At 66.1% G+C, this 16,127-nt stretch carries 18 protein-coding genes and 1 pseudogene; 14 read left to right on the top strand and 5 right to left on the bottom strand.

Translation table 11 applies throughout. The annotated features are described in order from the left end of the window. Positions 1 to 3: 3 nt before the first annotated feature. On the bottom strand, positions 4 to 690 hold the full coding sequence (gene aat, locus F0U60_RS42880) for a leucyl/phenylalanyl-tRNA--protein transferase (RefSeq protein WP_395808811.1): 687 nt from the start codon (positions 688 to 690) through the stop codon (positions 4 to 6). After that, the gene (locus tag F0U60_RS42875; RefSeq protein ID WP_395808809.1) at positions 690 to 1,526 is read right to left on the bottom strand and encodes an LEA type 2 family protein; all 837 of its coding nucleotides are present in this window, start codon (positions 1,524 to 1,526) and stop codon (positions 690 to 692) included. The genes aat and F0U60_RS42875 overlap by 1 nt, the downstream gene beginning before the upstream one ends. Before the next feature lie 65 nt (positions 1,527 to 1,591). Between F0U60_RS42875 and F0U60_RS42870 the strand changes: the two genes are divergently transcribed. From F0U60_RS42870 to F0U60_RS42820, 11 genes and pseudogenes are all read left to right on the top strand, one after another. Then, a complete protein-coding gene (locus tag F0U60_RS42870; RefSeq protein ID WP_395808807.1) occupies positions 1,592 to 2,248 on the top strand; it encodes a hypothetical protein in 657 nt (218 codons plus the stop codon). 346 nt (positions 2,249 to 2,594) lie between these two features. Next, positions 2,595 to 3,431, top strand: coding sequence for a hypothetical protein (locus F0U60_RS42865; RefSeq protein ID WP_395808805.1), 837 nt, complete (start codon positions 2,595 to 2,597; stop codon positions 3,429 to 3,431). Between the two features lie 159 nt (positions 3,432 to 3,590). After that, the gene (locus F0U60_RS42860; protein WP_395825694.1) at positions 3,591 to 4,079 is read left to right on the top strand and encodes an imm11 family protein; all 489 of its coding nucleotides are present in this window, start codon (positions 3,591 to 3,593) and stop codon (positions 4,077 to 4,079) included. Positions 4,080 to 5,204: 1,125 nt separating this feature from the next. After that, a complete protein-coding gene (locus tag F0U60_RS42855) occupies positions 5,205 to 5,972 on the top strand; it encodes an Imm49 family immunity protein (protein ID WP_395808803.1) in 768 nt (255 codons plus the stop codon). After that, positions 5,890 to 6,291: an ATPase, T2SS/T4P/T4SS family gene (locus tag F0U60_RS42850; protein ID WP_395808801.1), complete on the top strand. Its 402-nt coding sequence runs from the start codon at positions 5,890 to 5,892 to the stop codon at positions 6,289 to 6,291. The genes F0U60_RS42855 and F0U60_RS42850 overlap by 83 nt, the downstream gene beginning before the upstream one ends. A 156-nt stretch (positions 6,292 to 6,447) precedes the next feature. Then, positions 6,448 to 6,825 carry an IS66 family insertion sequence element accessory protein TnpA gene (tnpA, locus tag F0U60_RS42845; RefSeq protein ID WP_395804338.1) on the top strand — a complete coding sequence of 126 codons (378 nt, stop codon included), beginning with the start codon at positions 6,448 to 6,450 and terminating at the stop codon, positions 6,823 to 6,825. After that, on the top strand, positions 6,819 to 7,190 hold the full coding sequence (gene tnpB, locus F0U60_RS42840) for an IS66 family insertion sequence element accessory protein TnpB (protein ID WP_395804316.1): 372 nt from the start codon (positions 6,819 to 6,821) through the stop codon (positions 7,188 to 7,190). Before tnpA ends, tnpB begins: the two co-directional genes overlap by 7 nt. Before the next feature lie 36 nt (positions 7,191 to 7,226). Then, the gene (locus F0U60_RS42835; protein ID WP_395808799.1) at positions 7,227 to 7,730 is read left to right on the top strand and encodes a transposase; all 504 of its coding nucleotides are present in this window, start codon (positions 7,227 to 7,229) and stop codon (positions 7,728 to 7,730) included. Continuing rightward, a pseudogene (gene tnpC / locus F0U60_RS42830) lies at positions 7,621 to 8,271 on the top strand (IS66 family transposase); the annotation flags it as partial. The gene F0U60_RS42835 and the pseudogene tnpC, both read left to right, overlap by 110 nt. Positions 8,272 to 8,333: 62 nt before the next feature. Next, positions 8,334 to 8,894, top strand: a complete 561-nt coding sequence (locus F0U60_RS42825; protein ID WP_395808797.1) for a transposase — start codon at positions 8,334 to 8,336, stop codon at positions 8,892 to 8,894. Between the two features lie 186 nt (positions 8,895 to 9,080). Continuing rightward, entirely contained in the window at positions 9,081 to 9,533 is a 453-nt protein-coding gene (locus tag F0U60_RS42820) for a DUF697 domain-containing protein (protein ID WP_395808795.1), read from the top strand. Here F0U60_RS42820 and F0U60_RS42815 read toward each other — a convergent pair whose 3' ends face one another. Further along, positions 9,534 to 9,878 (bottom strand): hypothetical protein, encoded by a 345-nt coding sequence (locus F0U60_RS42815; RefSeq protein WP_395808793.1) that lies wholly within the window; start codon positions 9,876 to 9,878, stop codon positions 9,534 to 9,536. Positions 9,879 to 10,071: 193 nt separating this feature from the next. Between F0U60_RS42815 and F0U60_RS42810 the strand changes: the two genes are divergently transcribed. The 3 genes from F0U60_RS42810 to F0U60_RS42800 all read left to right on the top strand — a co-directional run bounded on the left by F0U60_RS42810 (position 10,072) and on the right by F0U60_RS42800 (position 12,872). Continuing rightward, positions 10,072 to 11,334 carry a glucan 1,4-alpha-maltotetraohydrolase domain-containing protein gene (locus F0U60_RS42810; protein WP_395808791.1) on the top strand — a complete coding sequence of 421 codons (1,263 nt, stop codon included), beginning with the start codon at positions 10,072 to 10,074 and terminating at the stop codon, positions 11,332 to 11,334. A 61-nt stretch (positions 11,335 to 11,395) separates the two neighbouring features. Next, positions 11,396 to 12,043: a zinc ribbon domain-containing protein gene (locus F0U60_RS42805; protein ID WP_395808789.1), complete on the top strand. Its 648-nt coding sequence runs from the start codon at positions 11,396 to 11,398 to the stop codon at positions 12,041 to 12,043. Between the two features lie 199 nt (positions 12,044 to 12,242). Beyond that, positions 12,243 to 12,872 carry a TVP38/TMEM64 family protein gene (locus tag F0U60_RS42800; protein WP_395808787.1) on the top strand — a complete coding sequence of 210 codons (630 nt, stop codon included), beginning with the start codon at positions 12,243 to 12,245 and terminating at the stop codon, positions 12,870 to 12,872. 18 nt (positions 12,873 to 12,890) lie between these two features. Here the strand turns inward: F0U60_RS42800 and F0U60_RS42795 are convergent, their stop codons facing one another. Together F0U60_RS42795 and F0U60_RS42790 are read right to left on the bottom strand one after the other, a co-directional pair. Further along, the gene (locus F0U60_RS42795) at positions 12,891 to 13,493 is read right to left on the bottom strand and encodes a short chain dehydrogenase (protein ID WP_395808785.1); all 603 of its coding nucleotides are present in this window, start codon (positions 13,491 to 13,493) and stop codon (positions 12,891 to 12,893) included. A 191-nt stretch (positions 13,494 to 13,684) separates the two neighbouring features. Then, a complete protein-coding gene (locus F0U60_RS42790) occupies positions 13,685 to 15,982 on the bottom strand; it encodes a nitric-oxide reductase large subunit (RefSeq protein WP_395808782.1) in 2,298 nt (765 codons plus the stop codon). Between the last annotated feature and the right edge of the window lie 145 nt (positions 15,983 to 16,127).

The raw sequence follows: 16,127 nt of genomic DNA, 5'->3' as shown, positions 1-16,127 counted from the left end.
GGCTCAGGGGGTCGTCCACCTGCCGTGGCGGGTGGGCTCTTCCAGGGCCTTGCGGAGTGCCTGGAGGAAGCGCTTCCTCGGCCAGTGCTCCGCGCCGAAGCGCGCCAGGTGCTCCGTCTCCACCTGACAGTCGATGAAGTGGAAGCCCCACTCGCGGAAGCGCTCCACCGCCGTGACGAAGGCCACCTTCGAGGCATCCGGCGCGCGGGCGAACATGCTCTCGCCGAAGAAGGCCGCCCCCAGCGACACGCCGTAGAAGCCGCCCTTCAGCTCGCCCTCCGCCCACGCCTCCACCGAGTGCGCGAAGCCCAGCTCGTGCAGGGTGACATAGGCCTCGAGCATCTCGTCGGTAATCCACGTGCCGTCCTGCCCGGGGCGCGGCACGCTGGAGCACGCGGTGATGACGTCCTTGAAGGCGGTGTCCCAGCGGATGTCGTAGAGGCCGGCCTTGAGCGTCTTGCGCAGCGAGCGGCCCACGTGGAGCTTGTCCGGCGTCAGCACGAAGCGCGGCTCCGGCGAGTGCCAGAGGATGGGCTGGCCTGGGCTGTACCAGGGGAAGATGCCCTGCGAGTAGGCGGCGAGCAGGCGCTCGGGGCTCAAGTCACCCCCTACCGCCAGCAGTCCGCTGCGGTCCGCCCTCTCCGGGGGAGGGAAGAGCTCCGGGTCATCTCCGAGCAGATAGATGGGCACTACCGCGACACGTTGAGCTTCACGTCTCCGGACAGCGAGTAGGGGACACGCACCAGCGGGCCGGTGAGCTCGCCCGCGATCTCATACGGCAGTGTCCCCTTGGCGATGAGCGCCCTCACGTCCTGCCCCCACGTCTCCTTCGTCACCGCCACCTCCAGGGGATACACCCCGGTGGCCGCCGCGTCCACGGTGTCGTACTTGCCCTGCGTGCCCTCGCTCAACTTCCGGCCGCCCACGGTGAGGGCCCAGCTGAGCCCCTCCAGCCGCAGGGGGAAGGGGTTGGGGTTCTCCACCGCCAGGCGCACCATCAGGTCCACCTTCTCCTCTGAATAGCGCGCTCCATCCAGGCCCTCCAGCTTCACCACGGGGAGCCGGGGCACGCGCACCTGCCGGGAGGCGGCGAAGGGGAGCGTCTGGACGGCCTCCCCGGAGCGCACCGTCAGCGTGCCGCGCAGGGCCACGAGCAGGGTGCCTCCCCGCTCGCTCAGCGCCCGCAGGTCCTCCGGGGTGCGCACGTAGGCGGCATCCGCCTGGAAGGAGAAGGGCGTGGGCGCATTCGGGGAGAGGGTGACGCCCAACGGCGCCGAGCCCTTTTCCACCACCTGTCCGTCGGACACGAGCTCGTAGTCCGCCTTCTCCAGCACGGCAGGGCCGGAGCTGGTGAGCTGACCGGCGTAGCTCAGCTGCATTTCGGTGAGGCCCTGGGAGGTGACGCGGGTCTCCTCGGCGCCGAGCGAGACGGGGCCCATGGGGGCCGAGGACGGCGTGGAGGCACACCCGGTGACCCAGGCGGCGAGCGTCAGGAGTTGGACGATGGCACGCGGGGCGGAACGCATGGCGCGAAGGTGTGGCGGGTTCCGGCTGTCCTCAAGGGGTTTTGCTGTACACTGTTGACTACACCGTGGCCCCACGCCGCCCGAACCTCAACAAGGCTGTCCGCGCGCTCATTCGCGATATCGCCGCGAAGATGCCCGAGTTCTCCCACGTAAGGGCCAGCCGCATCCTGGTCATCGCGGGCGAGGCGAGGCGGGCCTCGCGCGGCACGGTGAAGCCGCTGTGCTTCCGGGGCGGGCGCAGCACGGACCGTACCGGACGCCGCAAGCCCATCATCCGCATCCGGGGCCGGCGGATGCTCTACTGCATCACCCTGCGTCCGCTCTTCTTCCGCTCCTCTACACCCAAGGGCCGCGTCGAGACGGTGATGCATGAGCTCTTCCACATGTCGCGGCGCTTCGACGGCACGCTGCATGCGGGGCGGAGGCACTCGGTGCTGGGCAAGGACTTCACCCGCCGCCTGCGCCCGCTGGTGCGCCGCTACCTCAAGCAGTGCCCCAAGGAAGTGCTCGAGCCCTTCGCGTACTCGGGGGAGCTGAAGGTGCTGCAGTGGCTGGAGCGGCCCGGGCCCGCCTACGTCCCCGGCACGCCCCGGGTGCGCAAGGTGTACACCGAGGATCAGCTCTACTACGGCATCTCCCGCATGGTGACGCACAAGCGGCCCCGTCCTTCGAAGCCCAAGCCCCAGCGCAAGGCAGGCGTGGAGAAGGAGCGGCTGCACTGATGCCCGGCATGAACGCGGAGACGTTCGGCCAGGGCCGGTCCGCGCTGTAGCTCGGCAACCAGAAGCTCGACCCGCACGAGTTGGACAGGGCGTTCGAACCCAGGGCCCACCATCCCACGCTTGACTCGGCGGACCTCTGCTTCGTGGCACGGGTGCCGCTCGTGGAGGTGGGCCCACTTTCAATCCCTGGGCGTCTCCATCGAGGAGGGTCCCATCCTGCGCACCGGCGCCGTGGGTCCCATCCGCTCCGTCTACGTGCGCGACCCGAACCAGAACTGGGCTTGACTGCGTTGACGGCATCTTCCAAGCCACCTACCGTACTTCCCCTATGGGTACCAGTAAGCACTTGGCATTCCTGGGAAAAGGCATTCCCCACAAGGAAGTGAGAGCCAAGAACGGAGGACGATGTCTCGCCAAACATGAGCCGGGCTACAAAGAGAAATGCTCTTGCTCGCATCGGTGGCAAGCCTTCGAGCAAGCCCTAGCCCATTCTGGAACGTATAAACTCCAGAAAGCGGTAGGAGAGGGCTCGTGGGAGCTACTGTTCCGAGGTAATCACAAAGCCGTTGCTGCGGTGGTCAACCGTGGGCTGAAGGCGACCCTATCTCCGGACAACAAGGGCATGTACCTGCATGAGGTCGCCAAACCCAGGCCAGAAGATTGGGACATCTCTCGCGACAAGCGCAACTTCAAGTGGGACTGCAACGTTCCTTACTACCACGAGGCCCACCACGTCGTCCCAGACGCCACGTTGCGAAAGATCTTCCTGGCCATCTTTGGCCCCGAGGAGGGAGGCTCGAACGAGCTCGTCATCAAAGTGGTCGCCGAGGTTCTCGAAGCGCCCTACTGCGTCCATCATATGGAGAACATGCTCATTCTTCCCATGGATGAGAAGGTGGGGGACGCGCTCCAACTCCCCATCCACCGGGAGACGAAACAATGCAGCCACAGCGCCTATGATGAGTATGTAGAGGCTAGGCTCAAAAGCAGTCTCATGGCCGCTCTCGAGCAGATCATGAAGAAGCACAAAGAAGAAAAAACAGAGGAGCCCAAATACAAGGATCTGGCGACCACTCTCACGAAGGAAGCCGAAACCCTCTATGGCGAGGTGGCGGCCGCCCGGCGCACGCAAGGCTTCACTTCGGTCGAGCAGATGGGGCAACGTCTCAAGGCGGGCCTCTGAGCAGGTAGGTCGCTGCCTGGTGAGCGTCCATTCACTCCTCATCACCCAACGAGGTTGAACTTGCAGTTCTTCCGCCTTCATACTCTCGGGAACCTGAATGATCCGGACCTTTGCCGTGTCAATGGTTTTCCACAAGGGATAGGCTTGTACAAGTACTGCATGGCTCTAGGGGACAACGCCATGCCCTACTATCCCAAGGACCCCAAGATATTCCTGAAGGAAGAGAACCCAGGCATCCGGTTGACTTCCCTTCTGGGCAATACGAACAGTTATCTGATCGTCTGCTCGGAAATGAAAGAAGTCATCGCCTCCTATTGCCAGGATGTCGAAGTGGAATACCTGCCCTTCGCTCTGTATGACCACCGCAAGCGGTTGTACAGTCGGGACTATTTCATCATCAACCCCATTGGCTCTCATGATTGCCTGAACGAGAAGGCGAGTGGGGTGGAGTATGGGCCCGAGGGCGGCGTCGTACGGATCGCTCAGCTCGTGCTGGACGCGGCGAAACTGAACAATCTGCCTCCGTTCTTCCGGATCGACAAACAACGTACGACCTATGTCGTCTCGGAGCCGCTGGCGCAATCCCTGAAGGATCGCGGGTTCACCAACATCCAACTCGAGCCCCTGGCCATTTCTGCATCGGCTTGAGGACAGGCGGAGGTGCCTCATGGGTCTGGTCGTCACGGGGTTGGGAATGGTGTCGAGCGTAGGATGGGGCGTCATACAATCCTGTGCATCCATCCGGGCTGGAATTACACGGCCTCGCCCTCTACTGGACTGTACGAGCCTGGATGAGGACTTGGTGGAACCCGTACCGATATTCGGCCACCCCATTGCCGCGTGCACGGAAGGCTTCGGTCCGATTGGCCGGTGGCTGAGGATGGCACAGGCCTGCGTGGAAGATCTGCGTCGGACAGGTTCGTTGCCTTCCTTGGACGATGCCGGATTCTGGGAGCGCACCGGATGGATATGCGTGCTCCCGCGGATGGACGCGACCCGCTTCCTGGAGGTCCAGGAGCATGGGCCCGAGCTCATGGGGCGCACGTACCGGGAGCGCTTGGGCGCGCTCTTGCACCTGCCGCAGAGGGCGGGCGCCATCCATGAGATTTGCCTTGGCCATGCAGGCACCGCCCATGCAGTCCTGCTAGCGGAGCAGTGGTTGAATGAAGGACGGTACACGCGGGTCGTCATCCTCGCGACGGATTCATATCTCGATGGGTCCAGCCTGGAGTGGCTTTTGACCCATCGCCGGCTGAAGACGCCCGAACATCCCGTAGGGCTGATGCCCGGAGAAGCAGGGGCGTGTCTGCTTCTTGAGTCCCAGCTCAACGCCCGCCAACGGCAAGCGCCCGTGTTGGCACTCGTTGAAGCCATGGCCACCGGCCACGAACCGAAAGCCTTCCTCTTCCAGAAGCCCAGTGAGAATGTGGGAGAGGGCCTCTCGAGGGCAACGGCGCAATGTATCTCCAGCGCCCACCTCGAAGGCCGATTCGCGGGGGACATCTTCATTGATTTGAATGGCGAGAATTGGCGGGCACGGGAGTGGGGTCACGCCCAGGTAAGGCTCTCGAACCTGTTGTCCGAGCGGACGAGGTTCGTCATGCCTTGTATCTCTATTGGCGACGTGGGGGCCGCGAGCGGCACCGTGGGAGCCTGCATTTCAGTGCGGTCCTTCGCCAGGAAGTACTCCTTGAGCAGACACGCGCTCGTCCTCTCCAGCTCTGAGCATGGTGACGTGGGCTCATTGTGTCTCCGGGCAGCGGGGGGGCGGTCGTGAGCACCAGGTTTCTGCCCATCTTCATCAGCAACGCTCGCTACGGGAACGAGAAGTTGCTGCCGCGACTGCTCTCCGGAGAGGCAACCCAGCGAGAGGTCCTGACCTTCTGCGAGAACCACCGGCTGATGGGCATTGGCTGGATACTGCTACTGTGCGACTCCTCTGCCTTCCAGAGGCACCTGTACCACAGCGGGCGTGTCTTCCTACACAGCCTGCTGAACGGCGGTGCCACCCAGCACATTCTCAGCAGAGCCTCCCCCTTCTTCGATGCGATCGGTGCCCATGATTTCGATGGGGCACGACAGCTCGCCTCCTGTTCTCGCAGAACACATGAGGCGGGAACCGAATACGAGGAGGACTTCCTCTATGTCCGATTCCTGATGGACCACTGCGTCCTGGATCAGCCGGAAAACGAGGGGCGCGCGATGCTGCAACGCATGGAGAGAGTGCTCCAGGGCTCCGAGGAGCCCCGGTTGGAGGTCTGCCAAGCCCTGCTGGCTCGTGACGAGCAGCGTTTCGAGGAGGCGTTGAACCAATTCCTCACCTCGGAAGAACAACGGAACGAGCGGCTCTACCAGGCGCAGCGGCTTTCCCGTGAGCGCTGGTCCACGGAGGCGAGGCTCTCCGTGGAAGGGCTGGCTCTGGTGATGCTGGCTGAGCACCTGGGCCTCTCAACCCAGCATGAATATCCGCGGATTCCATCCGTGGCGAGGAGCAGGGTTGCCCCTCGGGAGGCACCAGACGCCTGGCGCCGGTTGGAGTGACGAACGCAAGGGCGAGGTTTGCTCGGGCAAGACGACGCTGCTCAACATTGTCTCTTCTCTCATCCCCGGCGAGGAGCGTATCCTCACCATCGAGGATTCGGCGGAGTTCCATCTCAACCAGTCCCACCTCGCCCCCTTCGATAGCCGGCCCCCGGACAGGTTCGTTGAGGCCGGCGTGAACATGGCACGGCCTGCGCACCGGCGTGGCGCACAGCTCTTGGGCTCCCGTCAGCGGCCTTCCTCTACCGCTCCGCTCCAACCCGCTGTCCCCCGCAGGGCTTCAATCCCTTCTGTGCGCCAGATCGGCCAGTCGTCGTGAGACGCACAAGCGACCCCGTCCTTCGAAGCCCAAGCTCCAGCGCAAGACGGGCGTGAAGAAGGAGCGGCTGCACTGACCGCAACGTAAGCGCTCGGTGGACCACACCTTCCGCGTGAGGGAGGAGCCGTTCAGCGTCGCGTTCCAGGAGGTGTAGACATGGGACGCAACACGGAAAGAGTGGACGCAACGCTGGCGAGGGCGGCGGCAAGCAACTACTGGACGGAGGCCGAAGCGCAGGCGGTGCTGGAGGCCTACGAGGCGAGCGGGCTGTCGGTGGCGGAGTTCGCCCGCCGCCATGGGCTTACGCCACAGCGGCTGAGGTGGTGGAAGAAGCGGCGGGCCGGGGAGGCGGGCCCGGCGCTCTCGTTCGTCCCGGTGCACGTCACGGCGCCGCCCTCGCCAGAAGCACGTGGGGCACCGGGCACAGCCAGCATGGAGGTGCTACTGGCCAGGGGCCGGCGCATCCGAGTGGAGCCGGGCTTCGACGCGCACGCGCTGGCGCGGCTGGTGAGGGCGCTGGAGGAAGCATGCTGACACTACCCTCCTCGGTGCGCATCCACCTGGCGAGCCAGCCGGTGGACATGCGCAAGTCCTTCGACGGGCTGTCCTTGCTGGCACGACAGGTCCTGCGAGAGGACCCGCTGAGTGGACACCTCTTCGTCTTCTTCAACCGCACGCGCGACATGGTGAAGGTGTTGTGGTGGCACTCCGGTGGCTTCTGCCTCTTCTCCAAGCGCCTGGAGAAGGGCAGCTTCCGCCTGCCGCGCCCGCTACCGGAGGACACGGGCGCCGTCATCCTGGAAGCGGTGGAGCTCACCCTGCTGCTGGAGGGGATTGATTTGAAGGCCAGTGTCCGCCGGCCTCGCTGGCAGCCCCCACCTGAGAAGTCGGTTGCTTGAGAATACCTCTTGCGTCCTGGGTCCGGGTCATGGCTCATGTCCCGGGACATGAGCGGCGCGGCTCCCGGCAAGAAGACGACGGACGTACACGGCGTGGCGGCGCTGCTGCGCACGCTGCTGGCCGAGGGCCAGGACGAGCAGGTGATTGAGCTGGTGGTGGGCCTGCTCTCGCAATTGGTGGAGAAGAACACCGAGTTGGAGTTGCGGCTGCGCAAGGCGCTGCGCCAGCGGTTTGGCCGCCAAAGCGAGAAGCTCTCCGCCGAGCAACTGTCGCTGTTCCTGGAGCAACTGGGCCAGCAGAACGCCGGGGCCCAAGAGCGGCGCCGCCCAGGCCGGGGACGCAGGCGTCGCGGCGGGCTCCACGCCGCCCTCCAAGCCACCCCACAAGGAATCGCGAAAGAAGGAGCGCAAGGGGCACGGGCGCCGCCCGCTGCCCTCCAGCCTGCCGCGCGAGCAGCGCGTCCACCAGCCCCCGCCCGAGGCGCTGCGGTGCGAGGCATGCGGGCGGGACAAGACGTGCTGTGGCCAGGAGAAGAGTGAGACATTGGAGTGGGTGCCTGGCCACTTCAAGGTGATTGAGGAGGTACGGCCCAAGTACGCCTGCCGGCCGTGTGGTGACGGGCTGGTGGTGGCGCCTCCCGCCGACAGGGTGATTGAGGGGGGATTGCCCGGACCGGGCCTGGTGGCCCACGTCCTCGTCTCCAAATTCAAGGACCACCTGCCGCTGCACCGGCTGAGCGGCATCTACGCGCGCCATGGCGTGCAGCTGCGTACCTCGACGCTCTCGGACTGGGTGGCCGCGGGCGCCGACACCCTCCAGCCGCTGGCCCGGGAGGTGGCCCAACGGGCGCTGGCCTCGCACGTGCTGCAGAGCGACGATACGCACCTGAAGGTGCTCGACAGAGAGCACCCCAACGGACTCAAGCGCGGGCACATGTGGGTGTACTTGGGGGACACCACCTGGGCGGCCTTCGTCTACACGCCGGACTGGAAGGAAGAAGGGCCCCTGTCCTTCCTGGACAAGCGTGAGGGCTGGCTGCTGGTGGACGGGTACAAGGGCTACGACAAGCTGTTTACCCGCCAGGGCGCCACCGCGGTGGAGGTGGGTGCTGGAGCCATGCCCGTCGCTACTTCGTCGAGGCCTTGGACGCCGGTGACACACGAGCGGCGCTGCCGCTCTCTCTCATCGGCCGGCTCTTCGAGGTGGAGCGCGAAGCCGACGAGCAGCAGGTGGAGGAGACCGAGCGGCTGCGCAGGCGTGACACGCTCTCACGCGCTGTCACGGAGCAACTGGGGCGCTGGATGGCCGAAGTCTACAACCGGGAGCCGCCGAAGAGTCCGCTGGCACGGGCGTGCCGCTACGCCATCAACCAGTGGAAGTCGCTGACGCGCTTCATGGAGGACGCGCGCCTGCCGCTGCACAACAACGCCTCGGAGCTGCGGCTGCGGGAGATTGCCGTCGGCAGGAAGAACTACCTTTTCGCCGGCAGCGACGCGGGAGCCGAGCGCGCCGCGTGCGTGTACACGCTGGTGGCCACGTGCGTGCTGGCCGGGGTGGAGCCGTGGGCGTACCTGGCTGACGTGCTGGAGAAGCTCGCCCAGGGCTGGCCGCAGCGCCGTCTCGAGGAACTGCTGCCGCCCATGTGGAAGGCCGCGCGCGCGGCTGCCTCGCAGACGCCCTCCACCTCTTCTGCCGCGACCTGAGCACCGCCCATCCCCGTCGGCAGACCGGCGGGCGGCGCACCCGTTATCACATCTGCGCCGCCCCCTGCACCGCTCTGCCGAGTGGATACACCGCAACCCCTTGCGCTGAGAAAACCTGGTTTCTTCGTATCGCCGGGTGTTTCCAGTAGAGTGCCCTCCCACTACACCAGCCCAGGGGGGGCACTGATGAATGCAGACAAGGCGGCACGTGAGTGGGTCGAGGAGAGCGCGCTCCGCGCAGCGGGGGCGGCGGCCATTCCGATTCCCGTGCCTGGTGCGCACACGGCGGTCACGTCGGCCATCGAGGCCTACATGATCTACCACGTGGCCGGCATCTACGGAGAGAAGCTCAGCATGGGCGAGGCGCTCGGGCTCATCCCCACGCTGGGTGCTGGCATCATCGCGCGCAAAGCGGCCACGGCGGTGGTGGGCGAGACGGTGGGGTGGATTCCCGTCGCGGGCTGGCTCCTCAAGGGCGCGGCCAGCGGAGGCACCGCCTTCGCCATGGGCGTGGCCGCGGTGAACTACTTCGAGAAGAAGTATCCCCAGCGCGAGGCCACCCCCTTCGAGACCGCGTCCATCAAGGACTGGGTCAAGAGCGCTGTGGCCCACATCCTCAACAGCACGGCGAAGAAGTGATCAATTGAGGTACTTCGGGCGGGGCGGCGGGGGCGGCTCGGGAGGCATGTCCTGCATCATCTCCAGCCCCTGGCGGGTGAGCAGGAAGCGCACCACGCCGGAGCCGCGCTCCGTCTCGATCTCCGCCTCGAAGGCGGGACCCGAGATGCTCCCCATCTGCACGTCCTTGCGCAGGTTGTGCACCTTGCCGGTGAGCAGATCTCCCGCCACCGGCTGCACCGACTCGCCGCGCCGGTAGAGGTCGTACGCCGCCTGATGCAACGTCATGGCGAGCGCGGGCGACAGCGGCTGCGAGCTGAACAGGACCGAGATGAGGACCCAATAGGGGGGGGACTGTTCGGCCATTGCTCCCATCCTAACCCCCTCGAGCCGCGCTGTCTTACCTCAATCCCTTCAATTGATGCCCTGTCATGGGTAGTTGGGTATCCGACATTAACAGACGTGTCATACGTGTAAGGAAGTCGTCTGCTCGCCTGACAAGTAAAGAAGCTGTAAAGCGCCTGCCCGCTTCATCTTCTTACCCCCGGAGAAACTCTCGATGTTCAAGAAGAAGGTGTCGGGCGCAGTGGTGTCGTTGTCGTGGGCCCTGGGTCTGGTGGTGTCGTCGGCCGCGTACGCGGGCCCGATGGATGGCAACAGCAGCGACGTGATGCTGCAGGGCTTCCACTGGCGGTCCACCGAGACGTCCCCGTGGTGGGGCGTCATCCAGGGCAAGGCCGCGGACATCAAGAACAGCGGCTTCACGATGGTGTGGTTCCCGCCGTCCAGCGACGCGGCCTCCAACGAGGGCTACCTGCCGCGGCAGCTCTATGTGCAGAACAGCAAGTACGGCACTGAGGCGCAGCTCAAGGCGGCCATCGGCGCGCTGCACACCTACGGCGTGAAGGCCCTCGCGGACATCGTCGTCAACCACCGCGTGGGCACCACCAACTGGGCGGACTTCACCAACCCCACCTGGGGCTCGTGGGCCGTGACGAAGGGCGACGAGTGGACCGGTGCCACCGGCAACTACGACACGGGTGATGGCTACAGCGCCGCGCGTGACCTGGACCACACCAACGCTACCGTCCAGACGGACCTCAAGAGCTGGATGAACTGGCTCAAGTCGAGCATCGGCTACGACGGCTGGCGCTACGACTACGTGAAGGGCTTCAACGGCTCGTACGTGGGCAACTACAACACCGGCACGGTGCCCTACTTCTCCGTGGGCGAGCTGTGGACGGACCTGAACCTGGGCAACCCCGACGCCCACCGCCAGCAACTCATGAACTGGATCGACGCCACGGGCGGCAAGTCGACGGCGTTCGACTTCACCACCAAGGGCCTCCTCCAGCAGGCGGTGCAGTACAACGAGTTCTGGCGGCTGAAGGACAGCGCGGGCAAGCCCTCGGGCGCTATCGGGTGGTGGGCGGCCAAGTCGGTGACCTTCATCGACAACCACGACACGGGCCCGAGCTCTCCGAGCGGTGGCCAGAACCACTGGGCCTTCCCCGGCGACAAGGTGATGCAGGGCTACGCTTACATCCTGACTCACCCGGGCATCCCCTGCGTCTACTGGGTGCACTTCTATGACTGGGGCCACGCGGCCGCCATCAAGAGCTTGATCGCGGCGCGCAAGGAGAAGGGCGTCACCTCCACGTCGGCGGTGAGCATCCAGGCCGCGGACACGAGCAAGTACGCCGCCATCATCACCGGCAACAGCGGCAGCCTGGCGATGAAGATCGGCTCCGGTGCGTGGTCCCCGGGCACGGGCTGGACGCTGGTCAACTCCGGCACCAACTGGGCCGTCTGGAAGAAGTAGGCCCGAGGGGTGGCATGGTAGGGTTGCGGGTGGCTTCGATTCGCAGAGGGGGCTCACGCCGATGGCGATGATCCAGTTCACCCGCAACTACACCGACCGCTCCAACAACTACGGCTTTCAGTTCGAGTTCCATTGCGACAAGTGCCGTAACGGGCACATGTCGCCCTTCATCGCCAACAAGGTGGGGATGGCGACGGGCATCCTGCGCGCGGCGGGCTCCTTCTTCGGGGGCACGCTGTCGCGAGCGGCCTACGCGGGCGATCACCTGAAGGACGCGCTGCGCGGGAGCGCCTGGGACGACGCCTACGCCGAGGCGGTGGAGGAGGGAAAGAAGCACTTCAAGCACTGCACCCGCTGTGGCCAGTGGGTGTGCCCGCAGGCGTGCTGGAACGAGGCGCGCGGGCTGTGCGAGGAGTGCGCCCCGAACCTGAACGAGGAGGCCGCGCACATCCAGGCGAAGGTGTCCGTGGAGCAGGCCTGGGACAAGGCGCGCAAGGTGGATCAGGTGGAGTCGCTGGACATGAAGGCCCACCGCTCGGTGGCGGCCTCGGCCTGTCCGCACTGCAACGCGCGTGTGGAGGGTGGGAAGTTCTGTTCCGAGTGCGGCAAGCCGCTGGCGGCGGCCAAGGCGCACTGCACCCAGTGCGGCACGGAACTAAAACCCAACGCCCGCTTCTGCTCCGACTGCGGCACGCCCCGAGGCGGTTGAGCTTGTCCGCCCTCCCTCTCCCTCTGGGAGAGGGTCGGGGTGAGGGTCTATGGGGGAGGTGGTCTCGGCCCCCCTGCCAACGGCGTGAGCCGGACCTTCCGAGGGCGACCCGGTATTGACGCCTGGGAGGGGAGGGCGAACCCTTATCCCAGTGACCTCGAACCACCAGTCCGTGCCGCTTCCCGCGGGGTGGAAGCGAGTGCTCCTCCTCCTGCTCCTCCTCGGGGCCCTGGTCCTGCTCGCCTCCTCTGGTGCGTTCCAATCCCTCCTGGCTCAGGTCCTCGCGAAGGCTGGGCCCATCGTTGGGGAGCACCCCTTCTGGGGCGCGGCGCTCTTCGTCCTCCTGTCCGCGCTCTCGGCCATGCTGGCCTTCTTCTCCAGCGCGGTGCTCGTGCCCGTGGCCATCCACACCTGGGGCGAGCTTGCTTGCGTGTTCCTGCTGTGGCTGGGGTGGATCCTGGGTGGCGCCTGCGCCTATGGCCTCGCCCGGTTCTGGGGCCGCACGCTCGTCCGCCGGCTCGTCTCCGCGGAGCTGCTCGCACGCTACGAGGAGCGCATCTCCCGGCATAGCTCCTGGGGCCTGGTGCTCCTCTTCCAACTGGCGGTGCCCTCCGAGCTTCCTGGCTACGTGCTCGGACTGGCTCGCTATGGGCTCCGCAAGTACCTGGCCATCCTGGCCCTCGCCGAGCTGCCGTATGCCGTGGGCACGGTCTATCTCGGCTCCAGTCTCCTTGCTCGGCGGACCTTCGTGCTTCTGGCTCTGGGTGTTCTCGGCATCCTCTTCAGCGCGTGGGCCCTCTACACCTTGCGCAAGCGCCTCGGCTCGTAGCGGCCGCGGCCATGGCTCTCAGGCGAACTTGCGCGCGTCGAGCACCTGCCCATTGCCCTTGCCCTCCACGCTCTCCACGTAGGCGCGCGCCACCTGGACCGCAGGCATCCCCGGCACGCCTTTCATCCCGAGCGCCTGCAGCGTCTCGTTCACCCAAGGCGGGCTGACGACGTTGATGCGTACTCCTCGCGGCATTTCCAGCGCCGCTGCTCGCGTGAAGCCCTCGAGCGCCGCGTTGACGAGTGCGATGGCGGAGGTACCAGGCATCGGCTCCTGCGCGAGCACCCCGCTGGTGAGGGTGATGGAGCCCCCGTCGCGCACGTGCTCGAGCCCGAGCCTCGCGACATTTACCTGGCCCATCAGCTTGTTGCTCAGGCTGAACTGGAAGTCCTCGTCTCCCAGCTGCGTGAGTGGCTTGAAGGCCGCGGAGCCCGTCGCCGAGATGAGCGCATCCACGGGACCAACGGACCGGAAGAGCTTCAGCAGTGAGTCCTTCGAGGTGATGTCCACGGGATGGGTGCCATGGCTGCGCGCTGCTTTCAGCACTTCGTGGCGTCCCTCGAGCGCCTGCACGATGGCCTGCCCGATGGTCCCCGTCGCCCCAATCACCAGGATTCGCATGTGCCGTCTCCGTGGGCGTGTGTTCGTTGCTCTGCCCCGGAACAGGCTGGGAGCGATCGCCTCGTGGGGCAAATCGCTCCTTTCCCTCTCGTGCGCTGGGTAGGCGAGGAGACTGAGTCGCCTCTCGCCAGTCCTTCATCCTGGGGTCCTCGGTACCCTCACCCCGACCCTCTCCCGGCGGGAGAGGGAGTTCAGCGGCGCAGCACAGCGTGGGCTGGGGCAGCCGCTCCCAGTCTTTCGGGCGCCGGCTGCTTTCCGGGTGCCTCCGCTCGCTCGAGCGACCAGCCCGTCTTCAGCCCCACGACGAACCACGCGAGCAGCAGGGCCCCCACCGCGAAGAGCACGTCACCCGGCACCCGCAGCCACCTCAGCGTGTCCATCAGCGGCGTCTGCATGAAGTCCGCGCTGCGCGCCCACCACGTCCCCTGCTCGATGGCCGCCTTCGTCTGCAGCACGCCGATGGGCAGCAGTGACAGCACCACCATCAACACCAGGCCCGCGTTGATGCTCCAGAAGGCCCATGCCAGCGGCTTCGTCTTCCACTTCGCCTCCGGCTGCATCATCCGGAACGAGAAGAGCATCAGCGCGATGCCCAGCATGCCGTACACCCCGAAGAGCGCCGTGTGGCCGTGCAGCGGCGTCAGGTTGAGGCCCTGCATGTAGTAGAGCGCGATCGGCGGGTTGATGAGGAAGCCGAACAGCCCCGCGCCCACCAGGTTCCAGAAGGCCACTCCGATGAAGAACAGGATGGGCCAGCGGTACTGCGCCATCCACCCCTGCAGCCGCGACAGACGGATGTGGCTCCACACCTCGCGGCCCACCAGCACCAGCGGCACCACCTCCAGCGCGCTGAACGTCGCGCCCAGCGCCATCGCCGCCGACGGCGTCCCCGAGAAGTACAGGTGGTGGAACGTGCCGATGATGCCGCTGCTCAGGAAGAGAATCGTCGAGGAGAGCACCGCGGGTACTGCCGTGCGCGTCGACAGCACTCCCATCCGCGTGAAGAGGAAGGCCATTACCACCGTGGCGAACACCTCGAAGAAGCCCTCCACCCACAGGTGCACCACCCACCAGCGCCAGTACTCCACCATGCCCATGTGGCTGCGCTGCCCGTACATCAGGCCCGCTCCGTAGAAGGACGCGATGGCCATCGAGGAGATGATGAAGAGCACCAGCAGCGGCCGGCCATCCGACGGCTTCTTCAGCGCCGGCCACACCGCCCGCGCCGTGAGGAACAGCCACACGAAGAGGCCCACGAAGAGGAAGATCTGCCAGAAGCGGCCCAGGTCCACGTACTCCCAGCCCTGGTGGCCGAACCAGTACCAATAATCCCCGTTGCCCATGCGCTGCTGCACCGAGGCCCACTGTCCGAAGAGCGCCCCCACCACGATGATGAGCAGGCACACGAAGAGGAAGTTGACCCCGAGCCGCTGGTACTTCGGCTCCACCCCGCTCACCGCCGGGCCCACGAAGAGGCCCGTGGCCAGCCACGCCGTCGCAATCCAGAAGATGCCCAGCTGCGTGTGCCAGCTGCGCGTCACCGCGTAGGGCAGGTACTTCGCCAGCGGCACCCCATAGAAGCCCGCCCCCTCCACGCCGAAGTGCGCCGTCACTCCGCCCAGCCCCACCTGCGCCAGGAAGAGCGCCACCACCACCAGGAAGTACTTGCCCGTCGCCTTCTGGCTCGGGGTGAGCTGGAGGCCGGAGAACGGATCCTTCTCGGGCAGCGGCTGCTCCTCATCCTCCTTCTTGCCACTCAGGTACCAGACGAGCGCGCCCACTCCGGCGAGCAGCAGCACCACCGACGCCATGCTCCACAGCGTCATGCCGGCCGTGGGCTGGTTGCCCACGAGCGGCTCGTGCGGCCAGTTCTGCGTATAGCTGACGGTGTCTCCTGGCCGGGTCGTCGAGGCCACCCAGCTCGTCCACCAGAAGAAGGCCCCCAGGTCCTTCAGCTTCTCGGGGTTTGTCAGGGCGCCCTCGGGAATGGCGTAGGCCGAGCGGCCCTTGGCGAAGACGTCCGCATAGTGTGCGGCGTTGTCTCGCATCGCCTCGGCGCGCTCCGGGGCCAACGTCACCGTGCCCGTATTCGCGTCATACGTGTTGGTGCGCATCATCGCGGTGAGCCGCTCGCGCAGGGCCGCCTGCTTCTCGGCTGGGGCCTCGCCATAGGAGGAGCTGCCCTCTGCTCGCGCCCAGGTGTTCAGCACGAAGAGAGCCTCGCGGTGCAGCCAGTCCGCGCTCCAGTCCGGCGCCACGTACGCACCGTGGCCCCACACCGAGCCCACCTGCTGGCCTCCGATGGACTGCCACACGTTCTGCCCACGCATGATGGACTCGCCCGTGAGCAGCACCGTGCCCTCCGTCGTCATCACCTTCTCGGGGATGGGCGGCAGCGTGCGCGAGATGCGAACTCCCTGGCCTCCGAGCACCAGGAAGGAGAGGAGGACGACGGCGCCTAGGCCGAACCAGAGCTTGCGGTGTTGCATGACCGGGGGCTCCTGAAAGGAGGGTGTCAGTGGGTTGTGGCCTCCCCAGAGCAAGCCCCGTTCCAGGCCCCTTTCCCCCGTGCCCACACGCTCCGTGCGCGCAAGCGGTGCGTACGCGGGGCTGGAGCCCGCAAAATGTGCATTT

It is taken from the genome of Archangium minus, assembly GCF_044360475.1.
Taxonomy (GTDB): domain Bacteria; phylum Myxococcota; class Myxococcia; order Myxococcales; family Myxococcaceae; genus Archangium; species Archangium minus.
This window is presented reverse-complemented; position numbering and strand designations above follow the sequence as displayed.